At 65.3% G+C, this 13066-nt stretch carries 13 protein-coding genes; 8 read left to right on the top strand and 5 right to left on the bottom strand.

All coding sequences use genetic code 11. From position 1 onward, the window contains the following. The first annotated feature begins 112 nt into the window (after positions 1 to 112). Complete coding sequence (locus ACE10X_RS07205) at positions 113 to 592, top strand: hypothetical protein (protein ID WP_038384308.1); 480 nt, start codon at positions 113 to 115, stop codon at positions 590 to 592. A gap of 7 nt (positions 593 to 599) precedes the next feature. Here the strand turns inward: ACE10X_RS07205 and ACE10X_RS07200 are convergent, their stop codons facing one another. After that, entirely contained in the window at positions 600 to 1313 is a 714-nt protein-coding gene (locus tag ACE10X_RS07200; RefSeq protein ID WP_038384309.1) for a DJ-1/PfpI family protein, read from the bottom strand. A gap of 64 nt (positions 1314 to 1377) precedes the next feature. On the opposite strand from ACE10X_RS07200, the gene ACE10X_RS07195 reads away from it, so the two are divergent. Continuing rightward, positions 1378 to 2373: a GlxA family transcriptional regulator gene (locus ACE10X_RS07195; RefSeq protein ID WP_051002952.1), complete on the top strand. Its 996-nt coding sequence runs from the start codon at positions 1378 to 1380 to the stop codon at positions 2371 to 2373. A 52-nt stretch (positions 2374 to 2425) separates the two neighbouring features. On the opposite strand, the gene ACE10X_RS07190 is transcribed toward ACE10X_RS07195, so the two are convergent. Further along, entirely contained in the window at positions 2426 to 2974 is a 549-nt protein-coding gene (locus ACE10X_RS07190; protein ID WP_038384310.1) for a carboxymuconolactone decarboxylase family protein, read from the bottom strand. Positions 2975 to 3385: 411 nt separating this feature from the next. Between ACE10X_RS07190 and ACE10X_RS07185 the strand changes: the two genes are divergently transcribed. Further along, complete coding sequence (locus tag ACE10X_RS07185) at positions 3386 to 5356, top strand: WD40 repeat domain-containing protein (protein ID WP_375764122.1); 1971 nt, start codon at positions 3386 to 3388, stop codon at positions 5354 to 5356. A 22-nt stretch (positions 5357 to 5378) separates the two neighbouring features. Here ACE10X_RS07185 and ACE10X_RS07180 read toward each other — a convergent pair whose 3' ends face one another. Further along, on the bottom strand, positions 5379 to 6296 hold the full coding sequence (locus ACE10X_RS07180) for a LysR family transcriptional regulator (protein WP_193375412.1): 918 nt from the start codon (positions 6294 to 6296) through the stop codon (positions 5379 to 5381). Between the two features lie 113 nt (positions 6297 to 6409). Between ACE10X_RS07180 and ACE10X_RS07175 the strand changes: the two genes are divergently transcribed. From ACE10X_RS07175 to rnk, 3 genes are all read left to right on the top strand, one after another. Continuing rightward, positions 6410 to 6976 carry a chromate transporter gene (locus tag ACE10X_RS07175; RefSeq protein ID WP_028341310.1) on the top strand — a complete coding sequence of 189 codons (567 nt, stop codon included), beginning with the start codon at positions 6410 to 6412 and terminating at the stop codon, positions 6974 to 6976. Continuing rightward, positions 6973 to 7503: a chromate transporter gene (locus tag ACE10X_RS07170; protein ID WP_038384313.1), complete on the top strand. Its 531-nt coding sequence runs from the start codon at positions 6973 to 6975 to the stop codon at positions 7501 to 7503. Before ACE10X_RS07175 ends, ACE10X_RS07170 begins: the two co-directional genes overlap by 4 nt. Positions 7504 to 7804: 301 nt before the next feature. Then, a complete protein-coding gene (gene rnk / locus ACE10X_RS07165; protein WP_038384314.1) occupies positions 7805 to 8224 on the top strand; it encodes a nucleoside diphosphate kinase regulator in 420 nt (139 codons plus the stop codon). Positions 8225 to 8504: 280 nt separating this feature from the next. Here the strand turns inward: rnk and ACE10X_RS07160 are convergent, their stop codons facing one another. Both ACE10X_RS07160 and ACE10X_RS07155 read right to left on the bottom strand, forming a co-directional pair. Then, entirely contained in the window at positions 8505 to 8699 is a 195-nt protein-coding gene (locus ACE10X_RS07160; protein WP_038384315.1) for a hypothetical protein, read from the bottom strand. A gap of 139 nt (positions 8700 to 8838) precedes the next feature. Next, the gene (locus ACE10X_RS07155) at positions 8839 to 9903 is read right to left on the bottom strand and encodes a ketopantoate reductase family protein (protein ID WP_016847022.1); all 1065 of its coding nucleotides are present in this window, start codon (positions 9901 to 9903) and stop codon (positions 8839 to 8841) included. A 246-nt stretch (positions 9904 to 10149) separates the two neighbouring features. Between ACE10X_RS07155 and ACE10X_RS07150 the strand changes: the two genes are divergently transcribed. Together ACE10X_RS07150 and ACE10X_RS07145 are read left to right on the top strand one after the other, a co-directional pair. Then, positions 10150 to 11376, top strand: a complete 1227-nt coding sequence (locus ACE10X_RS07150) for a TetR/AcrR family transcriptional regulator (protein ID WP_162136649.1) — start codon at positions 10150 to 10152, stop codon at positions 11374 to 11376. Between the two features lie 406 nt (positions 11377 to 11782). Further along, the gene (locus ACE10X_RS07145; protein WP_038384316.1) at positions 11783 to 13021 is read left to right on the top strand and encodes a branched-chain amino acid ABC transporter substrate-binding protein; all 1239 of its coding nucleotides are present in this window, start codon (positions 11783 to 11785) and stop codon (positions 13019 to 13021) included. The last annotated feature ends 45 nt before the right edge of the window (positions 13022 to 13066 follow it).

The raw sequence follows: 13066 nt of genomic DNA, 5'->3' as shown, positions 1-13066 counted from the left end.
CTGCCCTGTGCGCATCCGCGCCTCACGTGAAGTTGCGGGATCGCGTGTGAATCAGACCGCGAGACGTGCTAGCGATTCCGCGCCGCGGAAAGCGCAGACACAGGAGATGGGAATGAGACTGGGCCGACTGACGATCCTCGCATGTTCATTGTCGCTGGCCTCGTCAGCCGCATGGGCCGCGCCCGCGACCACCTCCGGTTCGGTCGCGCTGGCGCTCGCCGGCGTCGTGGCGCCCTACTCGCCGTTGCCGGCCAAGGAGAAGAAGGCGGTCGCCGCGTTCTTTGGCGGCGACAGCGATGTCCCCATCACCAGCAAGATCACCGTCACCGCCGACAAGGTCGTCTGCCGCGCCAGCAATGTCGCCATCACCTCGCGTTCATGCGAACTGAGCTTCGGCAGCAGGACCCACACGGTGAGGGGCAGCGAAGCCAACGCGATGTTCGCGACCGTGGCGCTGGCCGGCGTGCCGCCCGACGGCGCCGCGGGCACGATCTACGAGGCGCTGTCGAAACTGTCCTGCACGCTCGATCCAACGGTGATCAAGGACAAGACCGGCGGTGGCGCCGACTGCAGCTTCGAGCCGGGAAACTAGTCCACGCTCAGACTCCCTGCACGACGACGCCCAGCCTCGCAGCCACGCGGCGCGCTGTCTCCTCCCGCTGCGCCGTGATCGCGCGCACGGCTTGCCGGGCTTGTTGAAGGATCGCGGGCGGCGCCGTCTCCGGCGTGCCGCTGTCGAACGGCGGCTCCGGTGCATAGGCCATGTAGAGCTGGATCGCCCGCGCGGCATCGTCGCCACGCAATTCAGCGGCCAGTCGCAACGCTCCGTCGATGCCTGAGGTCACGCCGGCGGCAAAGATGTAGCTGCCGTCGATCACCACACGCTCATTCACGGGAACAGCGCCGAAGAACGGCAACAGATGCAGCGATGCCCAATGCGTCGTCGCCCTGCGCCCCTTCAACAGGCCGGCTGCTCCGCACAGCAGGGCGCCGGTACAGACCGAGAAGATGCGGCATCCGCCCGCCGCCTGCCGGCTGATCCAGCCGAGCACCTCCGCATCTTCCATCAAGGCTTCCTGACCGAACCCGCCGGGCACATGCAACACATCGAGCGGCGGCGCATCGGCCAGCGTCGCGTCGGGCAGCAGCTGCAATCCCTTGAGATCCCGCACCGGCGCCATGGTCCTGGCATAGATGCGGCAGGTCGAATTCGGAATCCGCGACAGCACCTCAAACGGCCCGGTCAAATCGATTTGATCGACGCCTTCGAACAGCAGCGAACCGATCCGCAGATGAACATCGTGAGCAATCATCGAACTTCCCTCGAACTTCCCTTGCGCTATGGACAAAGCGAATCTAGCGCGGCAGGTTTCGGCGATGACGCCAACCAGCCCACGTTTTTCGCCAAACCGCCGCCGCTCGATCGAAGTGCTGGCCTATCCGGCGGTGCAGTTGCTCGACGTCACCGGGCCATTGCAGGTGTTCGCGTCCGCCAATGCGTTGGCGGCCAAGGCAGGCAACGCGGAGCCATATGACGTCCGCGTCGTTGCCAAGGCTGGCCCGAACGTCGAGTCGTCCGCAGGCGTCGGGCTCGCGGTGCATCCACTGCCCGCCATCGGCACCGCGGTCGACACGCTGGTGATTCCGGGCGGCGACGGCGTCAACGCGGCGGCGAACGATCGCATGCTGGTTGACTGGGTGTGCAAGCGCGCCGGGCAAGCGCGCCGCACCGCATCGGTCTGCACCGGCGCGTTCCTGCTCGCGGCGTCCGGCGCCCTCGATGGCCGCCGCGCCGTGACCCATTGGCAATTTTGCGCAGAGCTCGCCGAGCGCTTTCCCGATGTCCGCGTCGAGCCCGATCCGATCTTCGTGCGCGACGGTTCGTTCTGGACGTCGGCCGGCGTCACCTCCGGCATCGATCTGGCGCTGGCGCTGGTGGAGGAGGATCTCGGCCGCACGGCGGCGCTTGCCGTCGCCCGCTATCTCGTGGTGTTTTTCAAGCGGCCGGGCGGACAGGCGCAATTCAGCGAAATCCTGTCGCTGCAGGCAACCGACGACAGGTTCAGCGCGCTGCACGACTGGATCAGCAACCATCTGGCCGGCGACCTCTCGCTGTCGACGCTGGCGAAACAGGCCGGCATGAGCGAGCGCAGCTTCAGCCGCCATTACGCTGAAGCGACCGGCCTGACGCCGGCGCGCGCGATCGAGCGGCTCCGGGTCGAGGGCGCGCGGCATCTGCTCTCGGAAACGCGCCTGCCGATCAAGCGCATCTCGCAGCGCTGCGGCTTCGGGTCCGAGGAGACGATGCGCCGCAGCTTCCTGCGCCTGCTCTCGACCACGCCGCAGGACTACCGCGCCAGATTTGCGGTCTAAAGCGCACGCCGGCCGCATGGCCGACGTGCATTGTCGCTTGGGCGAAAACCGGTCAGCCGTTCCAGGCATGGTCCTGCAATCCCGCCTCCAACGGCGGATTGGTGACGCTGCCGGCGTAGTTGGTGATGGTCGACGCCGCCACGATGGTGATGACTTCGAGCACGAGGTCCTTGTAGAATCCGGCCGCCAGGAATCGTTCGATCTCCTCTTCGTCGAGCCGCCCGCGCTTCTCGATCAGCGACCGCGCCAGGGTCGAGAGCGCACCGAGGGTCTTGTCGGCAGGCGAGCGGCCGGCACGCATCGCATCGACATCGGCCGGATCGAGGCCGGCCTGCAAGCCGAGCGCGGAATGCAGCGCGACCGCCCAGGTGCAGCGATTGGTCACCGCGTCGGTGAGCAGCACGGTCTGGATCTGCTGCTCGGTGAAGCTGCCGCCGTGAACCTTGTCGAAGATGCCGATGAAGCTCTGGATCAGCACGGGTGAGGTCGCCATCGCCGCCGCAAGGTTCGGGATCATGCCAAACCGCGCCTCGACCTCGCGCAAAGCAGACCTCGAGGCTTCAGGAGCGGAGTCGAGCGTATGGACAGGAAAACGTGCCATCGGAGAATGCCTTTCGCGGTGTTGATTGAACCCGAAGCCTCCGGACGCAACTGAGCTGTCGCGGTCCACGCGCGGGCAACCGGATTCGATGAAGGCTATCTAGCCGCGCCGTGACGCGCGCGTTCGCCAAACTCCCCACATTCCGCGCCACCGGCAGCGGCGCCGGGATCCGCGCTCATGCCGGTTCATCAACCGCACAAATGCTCACAAATCAGCACATATCGGCACGCTGTCGCTGGTGAAGTGCCTGACTTTGCCGGCAATGACGCTTGCCGCGTGTCGGCGCGTGGCTGAGGATTTGGCCCGCCCGCACTCACGAAAACACATCGCCGAAAGTCCTTGATGGTCACTCCGACAGAACCGACGTCTCCGTGCCTGCGGCCCATGACCTGGTCGACCTGGCTCGCCTGGGTGCTTGTCTCCGCATCGGTCCCGGTCTTCTGCACGATTGCAGCATCGGCCATCGGCAAGCCGGTGACCCGGAGCGCCGGGTATCCGAAGTTGATCGTATTAGGTCTTTTCCTCCTCGTCGCGTTCTCCTTGATCGCCCCTCCGCTCATGCAGGGCTTCGTGCTCAAGCGCGTCCTGCCGAGGCTGAGCGTGACGGCCTGGTTCTTCTGCATCCTGCTGTCGGCCGTCCTGTGGTTTGTGCTGGCATTCGGCGAAGGAGTGACGCTGATCCAGGCTGGTGCGCGGATCCAGCGCCAGCTTCAGCTTGTTGCAGAGAGCCGAATGCGGGCCGGCACATTCGACATCTTCAGCCTGCCCTGGACCTCATTCCTGCAATGGGTCTTCATGAGCAGCGCGGTGACATCGCTCATCCCGAGCCTGGCGCTGGGAATGGCATCCCGCCGGCGCGGCGCGACGATGATTTTCTTGATCGCAGCGATCGTCGCCGCGCTTGTCTCTGCGGTCGTCGAACTGCTCTACGGCCTGAGCTACGATCGTCATCTTTTCAAGGACTGGGCGGCGCCGCTCAACGGCCTGTCGTGGATCGACCGTGTTCATGTGCTGATCGGCCGTGCCGGGATCGGCGCGGTCTGGGGCGCGACCACCGCGATCGCGATGGTGCTGGTAACGCGCCTCCGGGACGATACAAGTGCACCCAGCGCTTGGACCTTCGCCATCCATCGCCGTCGCAGATTGGCCTGCGTGCTCTGCGCCCCGCTGCTGTTTGCCCTGTTGGCGCCGTTCGCCGGCTACCTCGCCGGGCCGCGTGGCCTTGTTGCCGGCGCACCGGAGTTGCGCCGGACCGTATCGCCCACACCATCGAAGGACAGTTCGCAGGGCGAGGCGGTTCTCACCTACTCGCACGACGTCGCGTTGTCGATCGCCCCGACATCGGCGGTCAGGATGGCCCCTGACGGGCAAAGCGCGATCGTTCGCACCGCGGACAACGCTTTGGTGCAGGTCGATATCGCCACCGGCCGCAGCTTGCGCCAACTGGCCGGTCCATTGGACCCGTACGATCGTTACGCCATCGCCTGGAGCCCGGATGGCCGCTATCTGGCCCTTCGCAGTGGCGGTGCCGCGTCGCCGATTCCAAACACCAACTACAGGCATCGTGACAGCCGCGTGCGGCTCTATGCGTTGCCTGATCTGAGCCTGGCCGGAGAATTCGCGGGCAGCGAACAGACCTGTTTTGAATCTGACGCAAGCGAATCCCTGATGTTCTCCGCCGACAGCGGCAGCCTCTGGCTGATCTGCAGCCAATATCTGGCTCCGAAGCCTGACGATCCGATCGCCATCCGGATCGAGGTCCCCGCGATGCGCATGCGTGACGTCAGGCGTTACGGCGCGGGCAACGAGAGCGGCCTCGCCCACGGGCTGAAGCGGATCGGCGATGCCGTGTGGGCGTGCCAATCTCCGTACAGCCGGAAGCCTTTCAGGATCTATGATCTGACGCACGGTCGCCAGGTCGTCACGGTGTCGATGCCGCTGGAGCTGATCGGCAATCTGACGAGCCAGACGGCCGGAAGCTGCCAGCTGGACGAGAACAGCATCCGCCACGAATTCTGCGGCATACCGCCGCGCGTGCCAGCCGGCGCCGCGCCCGCATCGTCGATATGCCGAACGCTGACCTTCGACACACGAACGGGTTCGCTGATCGGGAGCGTCGACGCCGGTGATCGCCGCGCTCCGTTCCGGTCGCCGGGTCGGCCGAACAGCGTGATGTCCGATCGCGGCTTGAGCGTCGAAGCATTCTGGCAGGAGAACAGCAAGGCTGGTGAGATCGTCGTGCGCGACAGTGCGACCGGCCGCGAGCGCCAACGGATCGTCGCGGTTGCGCAACGGCCGTTGCAAATGTCCTCCGATGGTCGTTGGCTGATGACCGTGACAATCTATGGCAATGCGCTGAGGCTCTATCGGGTCAACCTCTGACCGCAGTGATGACGCGATAGCCTCAACCGCCGGCGCGGTCCTTCACCCGCCGCGAGACGATCCCGAGCAGGCGGCCGAGCGTGCCGCCGGCGGGGCCCTTCTTGCGCGCCAGCGCGAGCGGCGCGACGAGGCCCGTGGCGCGGTCGAGGCGGAGATAGGACACGCCGGCGGTCTCGAGCCGCGCCATCGATTCCGGCACGATCGAAATGCCGAGCCCCGCCGCGACCAGGCTGAGCGTCGACACCATCCGCGTCGCCTCCTGCGCCACCTTCGGGCTGAAGCCCGCGGCGCGGCAGGCGGCGATGATGCTGTCATAGAGGCCCGGTCCGGTCGGACGGCGGTACAGGATCAGCGGCTCGTCGGCGAGCGAGGCCAGCGAAATCCGCCGCCGCGTGTCCTTGCGGGCGCGCGGATGATGGTCGGGCAACGCGACCACCATCTCCTCGTCGAGCAGATGGGTGATCGTGAGGTTCTCCAGCCGCTCGCTTGGCGCGCGCACGAATGCGGCATCGAGCCGATCGGCCTCGACGGCTTCGATCAGCTCGCCGGTCGAGGCCTCCTCGAGCGACAGCGTGATCGCCGGCGCGCGCTCGCGCATTTCGCGCATCACGCCGGTGACGAAGGGATGGAACGCGGCCGAAGAGGTGAAGCCGATGGCCAGTTGGCCTTCCTGGCCGCGGCTCGCGCGGCGCGCGGCCTCCACCGCGAGGTCGGCGTCACGCAGGATCGCGCGCGCCTTGCCGACGAAGGCACGGCCGGCGGCGGTCAGCTCGACCCCGCGCGGCTGCCGGCGAAACAGCGGCGCACCGATCGCGGCTTCCAGCGCGCGGATCTGCTGGCTCAGCGGCGGCTGCTGGATGCCGAGCCGCGCGGCGGCGCGGGTGATATGGCCTTCCTCGGCCACCGCGACGGCATAGCGGAGATGGCGCAGTTCGATCATCGGGCAATCCATATCTGAAAGATATGCGAATTCCCATATCCATATATTGGATATTTGGCACGCGGCCAACTAGAGTCGTCGCAAAGAACAATCGAACCGGAGCCGCCCCGCCGATGGACGCCATCCCCGCCGCGCAAACCACCAAGCATCACGCACCTGATGTCGGCGAGTTGTTCACGGGCTTCTTCATCCTCGGACTGACCGGCTTCGGCGGCGTGCTGCCGCTGGCACGCCACATGATGGTGGAGAAGCGCGGCTGGCTCACCGGCGCGGAGTTCACCGACCTGCTCGGGCTGTGCCAGTTCCTGCCCGGCGGCAACATCATCAACATGTCGGTCGCGGTCGGGCTGAAGTTTCGCGGCATTCCCGGCGCATTCGCGGCGATCCTCGGCCTGATCGCGGTGCCGACCGCGGTCGTGATCGGCCTTGGCGTGATCTATGGCCGCTTCGCCGACGACCCGGTCGTCCGTCATCTGTTCGGCGGTCTCGCCGCCGCGGCAGCCGGACTGCTGATTTCCACCGCGATCAAGATCGCCTGGCCGCTGCGGCGCGATGTGCTCGGCCTGTTCATCGGCGCGCTCTGCGTGCTGGCGATTGCCGTGCTCCGCTTGCCGCTGCTGCCGACCCTGCTGACGCTGGCGCCGCTCAGCATCTTCCTAAGGTCGAGGCAGGCGTCATGAGCGCAACTCTCGTCACGCTCGCGCTGATCTTCGCCGAGCTCTCGCTGCTCGCCTTCGGCGGCGGCAATACCATCCTGCCGGAGATGCAGCGTCAGGTGGTCGACGTCCATCACTGGATGACGGCGCAGGAATTCGGTGCGCTGTTCGCGCTGGCGCAGGCAGCACCCGGGCCGAACATGATGGTGGTGCCGCTGGTCGGCTGGCATGTCGCGGGCTTCTCCGGCGTGTTGGTGACGTCGCTCGCCAAGTTCGGGCCGTCGTCGCTGGTGACAGGCTTCGCGCTTCGGCTCTGGGAACGCTTCAAGGACCGGCCCTGGCGCCGCACCGTGCAGGCCGGGTTGGTTCCGGTCACCGCCGGGCTCGTCACCGCCAGCGCCATCGTCATCACCCACGCATCGGCCTCGAGCTGGGGCACGATCCTGATCGCAGCAATGGTCGCGATCGCCACCACCACGACCCGCATCCATCCGCTTGTCGCGCTTGCTGCCGGCGCAGTGCTCGGCCTGTCCGGCATCGGACAGCCCTGACGCTCGGCCCGTCGGCGATGGCGCATCGTTCCACGCGGCCCGCGTGCGCGCTTTCGCCGCAATGGATGCGACGTCGCCAGCGGCTATGTTGATGGTGCCATGATCGACACGCTCCGCATCGACACCCGTATTGCGCGCCGCGAATTGCGCGCCGGACGTTTGCACGCAGGCAATTAGCCGGCCGGCGATCGCACGCCGTCCGGATTCCTCGACGCCATCAAATCATTTCAGTCCGTCGCGTCGCGAGATATCCGCGCGCCGGCGTTCGTGCGCCTCCGATCAACCACAAAGATCAACCGACATGACCCGAACCATTCAGAGCAGCTTTACCGCCCCGGCATTGCCGCCGATCGTGATCACCGCGAGCGAGGCGCATCGCCTCAGCGCGCTGGCCGATTCCAGCATGGCGGTGTTTCCCCGCGTCGCCCAGTTCCTCGCGCGCGAGACGGACCGCGCCCAGCTCGTTGCCGACGACGCCGATTTGCATGACGTGGTCCGCATGGGCTCGCTTGTGCGCTACCGTGACGACGAGACCGGCGACGTCAGGGAGGTCGTGCTCGTCTACCCGCACGAAGCCGACATCGCGCTGCGGCGCATCTCGGTGCTGACGCCGGTCGGCGCCGCGCTGATCGGATTGTCGGTCGGCCAGACGATCGATTTTCAGACGCCGAGCCACCAGACCCGTTCGGTGACGATTTTGGCCGTGGGGCATCAGGGCTAGCGGTCGCTTCGCGTTGGTGACTAACCTCTCGTAAGGGAGTCACTGGCGGAAGGGCTCCCTCCCCCCTTGCGGGGGAGGGCTGGGGAGAGGGGTGCCACACGGCACGCTCTCTCCATTCAGTCGAGCACACACGACGAGTAGCCGAGATTACGAGCGCTGACTTCACGTCGATCCTCTCGCCCGGAGCCACCCCTCTCCCCACCCTCTCCCGCAAGGGGAGAGGGAGCCTGTCCGGCGTGCTCACCTCACATGCGCTATCCGAGCGCCGCGCAAGCGTAGCTCACGCCGCCTGATGACACTGCCCCATCTCGAGCCCGTGCCGGCGCCCGCGCGCGATGCCCTCGGCGATCGCCTTCACGACGATCTCGGCGTCTTCAGGAGAGAGATGATCGAGCGGCTGCCAGGCGCGCATGATGTCGCGCGCGCGATCGAGGTCGCCGTAGATTGCAAGGAGAGGAAGCGATTTGCTCGGCATGTCCGTTGCTCCCAACCGCAGCTGGGCGAGTCTATCTCATCTGGACAGGTCGAGCCATGCGTCCGGCAACCGCGATTGCGCACATTGCAGATCGCCGATGCATGGCGAGGGCACGCATGCCCTCGCCAGCCCCATTCCGTCACTCCGCGCCGGAGCCGCCCTGCACGATCTTCTCGTTCAGCTTCTGATCGACGGTCTCGACCGTGCGGTCGATCTCGGTGCTCGGCGTGCCGAGCTGGTGCGAGATCAGCTTCACCAGCAGGTCGACGCGTTCGATGAAGGGCGCGCCGGCGGCGACCGCGCGGGCCGCCGATGACGGCTTGAGCAGGCTTTCCGCGGCCTTGGCGTATTTCGCGAACGGCACCTGATCCGCGGGGTCGGCGCCGAGCTTGCGCGCGATGGCGTCGACGTGATCATAGATCGCCTGCGAGCGCTTGAGGTCGCCGTGCACGGCGTCGCGGATCGACTGGGGCTCGGTCGGCGTGATGCAGCGATAATTGCCGGTCAGCAGCATCGACCACTTCGCCAGCGGCACGAACAGCGAGTCGAACACCTTCAGCTTCACCGGAACGTCCTGGCCGTCGAGCGTCACCGCGTCGATGTCGGCTTCGAGCTCGCGCAGCACCTTGTTGTGCTTGTCGTCGGCGAAGGCGGAGGCCTTGAAGTTGGTCGGCAGGCCGACATGCAGCACGTTGGCCTTCTCCTCCGGCGGACGGAAGGCCTGCGGATCGGGCGAGCACAGCGTGACGAGGCCCGGTTCGAAGCGCTCCCACACCTGCGCGTTGGTGTAGGCCTCCTCGAGGTCCATGCCGGCGAGTGCCGGGATCCGCTTCAGATACGGCAGCGGCGGCATGTTCATGATCGACAGGCAGGGCAGCTTCGCCGCCGCGATCTTGATCATCAGTACGCGAACCGTGTGGTTGGTGTATTGCGGCTCCTGCATCGCAAGGCCGACCATGTCGTAGCGCGACACGTCGACATCGGCGGGCGTGACGGCATCGAGCTTGCCCGGCAGATCGCGCGAGAAGATCGAGCGGTGCTCCTTCTCGTCGCGCAGCTTGATCCGCACCTCGGTGCCTTCGCGGTTGATCAGGTCGGCGGTGTTCTTGCGGCACACCAGGGACACGTTGTGACCCGCCATCAGCAGCTTGGTCCCCAGCAGGGAGCCGTAGGAAGCTCCCAAAATCAGAATGTTGCGCGCCATGCTCTCTCCAATAGCCCTCCTCACGAAAGGCTTGCTCTCCAAAATCCTGTCCGAAGCTGCTGCCGAACCGATGCCCGGTCGATATTGGCCGTCCCGCATCCACGGGCCGACGGTCGCCACATCACCAGACAATCAAGAACCGCTGGTGTATGGTATGCCACCGTCTATCGCAGATCGACAAGCGGCTGCCAAGGGGATTATCTCGCGTGCGGATTTTCGTTCCGCGATCAGGAAGGGCATTCGAGCTTGCAAGTCGCCGCCGACCCGACGGATCGGGCTGAAGAAATCCTCGTCTCAGCTTCCCGGCTGTTTGCCCGTCACTCCTATGCCAACGTGACGATGGAGCAGGTCGCAGCATCGGTGCAGGCCGTACCGGGCGCGCTGTACCACTATTTCCGCGACAAGGAAGATCTCATCTTCCACTGCTATCTGCGCGGCCTTGCAATCTATCGGCACGAGATCGAGGCGGCCGCCGAACCCGGCATCGACGGGCTCGAGATCATCAGGCGCTTCGTGCGCGGCAGGCTGCGGCCCGAAGGCCAGCGCATGATCCTGTTCAGCGATATCGATGCACTGGCCGCGCCCTACAGCAGCGAGGTTCATGCCAGGCGCTGGCAGAACGCCGCGCTGCTCGCGGACATCCTCGATCGGGGCATGGCGGACGGCTCGATCGCCTGCGACGAGCCGCTGCTCACGGCGGTGGCGCTGATCTCCATCCTGGATTGGGTTCCGTTCTGGCTGTCCGAACGCGACTACTACACGCGGCAACAGGCGATCGATGCCATCGACGACATCATCACGCACGGAGTCTACCGCCGCGAGATCGCGCTTCCCAAAATGCCCGAGGCGCTCAGCCTCGCCCCGTTCCTCGAGGCTCGCACAGCGCTGAACAAGCGGGCCGCAAAGTTCGACCGGATGCTGTCGATTGCCTCGGACAGTTTCAATCGCAGGGGCGCGTCGGGCACGTCGCTCGAGAGCATCGCCGTGGATGCGGGCATGACCCGCGCCGGCATCTACTATCACTTCAGCGAAAAGGAGAGCCTGCTGCTGGCCTGCCTGCGACGCGGGCTCGCCGGCGAGGTCGCCATTCGCGAGCATCTGCAAGAGCACAGCCTTGGGGCATTCGATCACATCGTTCAGCGAATCCGCCTGCTGTTGATGCTGCACGACACGCCCTGCGGCCCAAAGGCGACCTACCACAACATCAACTATCTCAACGACGCAGACCGAAAAGCCTATGTCGGAGACGTGCTGGCGACGATCCGGCAAGACCAGAACAGCTATCAGCGCTGGATCGACGAGGGCCGTTTCCGCCGCATCGATACCTATTTCGCGGAGCGCATTCTCACCGGGATGGGCCACTGGTATCCGATCTGGTTCAAGACCAGGCGTGACTGGTCTCCAGCCGAGATCGCCGATCATTTCGCGCGGCTCTTCCTCGCGGGCCTCAAGCCGCGCCGACATCCGGGCTAGAACGCCACGGTAGCGATCCAGTTTTCTCCTTCCCCCTGAAAGGGGGAAGGTCGGGATGGGGGTCAGCGGCAGGCTATGATGGATGCGGAGAGAGCCGATCCCCGCCCGCTTCGCTCTGACGAGCGAAGCGACCTCCCCCTTTTCAAGGGGAGGTTTCGAGGCAGGTCCCGGCCGACGTCAGTTCCAAAGGTGAACCGGCGCGAGAGCGGCCGCGCTTCATCCAAAAGTTTACCTGCAATTCAAAACAGCGCCCGATTTCGACGATAGATAGCCTATAACATCATGATACCTTCCGCTAAAACTTGACGCAGTATTCAAAGCGAAAGTTGCGAAGGCTCGGCGATTGGGGTTATGAGACGGCCTCGATCGCTAAAGATCAAGAAACACGAGCAAGGGAGAACGCAGGATGCATAGGCTGATCGTTGCCGCCGCGGCAGCGCTGACGGTGTTGGGAGGCGCGGCGTCCGCGCAGGAATCCATCAAGATCGGCTATATCGATCCGCTCTCCGGCGGCGGTGCCAGCGTTGGCGAAGGCGGCCTGAAGACGTTTCAGTATCTCGCCGACGAGTTGAACGCCAAGGGCGGCATCCTCGGCCACAAGGTCGAGATCGTCCCGCTCGACAACAAGACCAATCCGCAGGAAAGCCTGGTGCAGGCGCAGAAGGCGGTCGACGCCGGCGTCCACTACATCACCCAGGGCAACGGCTCGTCAGTCGGCGCGGCGCTGGAAGACTTCGTCACCAAGCACAATTCGCGCAACCCCGGCAAGGAAGTGCTCTACTTCAACTACGCCGCGGTCGATCCGGCGATGACCAACGAGAAGTGCAGCTACTGGCATTTCCGCTGGGATGCGAACTCGGACATCAAGATGGAAGCGCTGACCAACTACATGAAGGGCCATCCGTCCATCAAGAAGGTCTACCTGATCAACATGGACTATTCGTTCGGCCAGTCGGTGCGCACCACGGCGCGTAAGATGCTGGGCGAAAAGCGGCCGGATATCCAGGTCGTCGGCGACGAGCTGCACCCGATGCTCAAGGTCACCGACTTCTCGCCCTACATCGCCAAGATCAAGGCGTCCGGCGCCGACACCGTCGTGACCGGCAATTGGGGCCAGGACTTCGCGCTGCTGCTGAAGGCGGCGGCCGACGCTGGCCTCAAGGTCAACTGGTACACCTACTATGCCGGCGGCGCCGGTGGACCGACCGCGATCAAGCAGGCCGGCCTCGAAAGCCAGGTGTTCCAGATCAGCGAAGGCGTCCCGAACTCCGGCAACAAGGCGGCGATGGATTTCGAGAAGGACTTCCGCGCCAAGACCGGCATTTCCGTCTGGTATCCGCGCGCGGTCAACGAGATGCGGATGTTCAAGGCGGCCGCCGAGAAGGCCAATTCGATCGATCCGGTGAAGGTCGCGGCCGCGCTCGAAGGCATGAAGTTCGAAGTGTTCGACGGCGGCGAAGGCTTCATCCGCAAGGACGACCACCAGTTCTTCCAGCCGATCTACATCTCCTCGTTCGGCTCGCTGGCCGACAAGACCAAGGAGCCGTTCGACGAGGAAAACACCGGCTGGGGCTGGCGCATAGTGTCCAAGATCGACACCGCGCAGACGATGCTTCCGACCACCTGCAACATGAAGCGGCCCTGATCGGCCGTCTCAGTCATTCCGGGGCGATGCGTAGCATCGAACCCG

The organism is Bradyrhizobium sp. Pha-3 (assembly GCF_042258325.1).
GTDB classification, from domain to species: Bacteria; Pseudomonadota; Alphaproteobacteria; order Rhizobiales; family Xanthobacteraceae; genus Bradyrhizobium; species Bradyrhizobium elkanii.
The sequence above is the reverse complement of the archived record's forward strand: the minus strand, read 5'-3'. Positions and strand labels throughout refer to the sequence as shown.